Origin of the sequence: Lysinibacillus sp. NPDC093688, from assembly GCF_050280145.1 — a bacterium.
Lineage (GTDB): Bacteria > Bacillota > Bacilli > Bacillales_A > Planococcaceae > Lysinibacillus > Lysinibacillus xylanilyticus_B.
Genome location: NZ_JBNNUX010000102.1, coordinates 1 through 1,466, shown reverse-complemented (window position 1 = coordinate 1,466; position 1,466 = coordinate 1). Strand labels below are relative to the sequence as shown.

1 protein-coding gene is annotated in these 1,466 nt (G+C 36.1%); it reads left to right on the top strand.

Annotated features, from left to right (window positions below; genetic code table 11):
- The first annotated feature begins 95 nt into the window (after nt 1-95).
- Nucleotides 96-1,429, top strand: a protein-coding gene (locus ACQKN2_RS25245; protein ID WP_427417365.1) for an IS3 family transposase whose coding sequence is annotated in 2 segments (ribosomal slippage) — nt 96-480 and nt 480-1,429 — 1,335 coding nt in all. Because the reading frame shifts where the segments join, the coding sequence is not laid out codon by codon here.
- Nucleotides 1,430-1,466: the final 37 nt, after the last annotated feature.

Here is a 1,466-nt window from a genome sequence, read left to right as displayed (position 1 = left end):
TAAACTGTACCCTATAAGATAGACACTTTGAAAAAAGTCTATCCTATAGGGTACTTTTGTTTATAATGAGAAAAAAGATGTCGGAGCGGAATGAAATGACGAAAAGATTATTTACTAAAAAAGAGCAAGAACAACTAAACTGTAATCCTAATGTCCAAGCTATTAGTGATAAAGCGATTACTTATACTGAGGAATTTAAACGCCATTTTATTGCAGAAAATGAAAAAGGAAAACTCCCAAGAACGATTTTTGAAGAGGCAGGTTTAGATGTTGAACTGATTGGTTTGAAGCGCATTAGTTCAGCGGGAAAGCGTTGGCGTGCAGCTTATCGTACAACTGGAGTAGCGGGTCTACAAGATACACGGAAAGCGAATTCAGGTCGTCCAATAGAACGGGAATTAAGTTTAGAAGAAAAAATTGCACGATTAGAAGCGAAAAATTTATTATTACAAGCGGAGAATGAACTTTTAAAAAAGCTCGATCTACTCGAAAGGCAGATGTTAAAAAAGAAATAACAATCGCAACAGAATTAAAATTTGATTTAATCAGTAAAACGATTCAAAAATATAAACTAAAACGTTTAGTAAGCTATCTATGTGAAATCATGGGTGTATCTCGTTCAGGTTACTATAATTATTTCACAGAAAAATCAGCACAAAAGCGTGCATCCCATGAGTTAGCAGATGTAGCCGTCAAAGAAATCATTTTAAAAGCGTATCATTTCCGAGGACGTAGGAAAGGTGCACGTCAAATCAAAATGACGTTAGAAAATCAATATGGGATTACGTATAACTTAAAACGTATTCGCCGTATTATGAAGAAATTCGAGATTGTATGCCCAATTCGGAAAGCGAATCCAGCACGTAAAATGGCCAAAGCGACAAAAGAACACCGTACATGTCCAAATGAATTACAGCGTAACTTTAAACAAGGTGTAGCAGGAAAAGTATTATTAACAGATATCACGTATTTGCCGTACGGAAACGGCAAACGTGCTTATTTATCAACGATAAAGGACGCTGAGACAAACGAAATTTTAGCGTATGAAGTATCTGCTTCATTAAGTATGGATATCGCGCTTAATACTCTTCGTAAATTGAAGCGAAATCATCACCATTTAACGAAAGATGTATTTATTCATTCAGATCAGGGATTCCATTATACGAATCCAAAATACCAGAAACTTGTGAAGAAAATAGGACTAGGGCAATCTATGTCACGCCGAGGAAACTGTTGGGATAACGCCCCTCAAGAATCATTCTTCGGTCATTTTAAAGATGAAACCAATCTGAAAACGTGCGAAACATTAGAAGAAGTAAAACGAGAAGTGAAAAGTTATATGATGTATTACAACCATTATCGGGGGCAATGGAACTTGAAAAAGCTGCCGCCTGCAAAATACAGACAGCAGCTTCAAAAAGTTGCCTAGCTTTTTTCAAAATGTCCTTTACAAAGGGTACACTTTA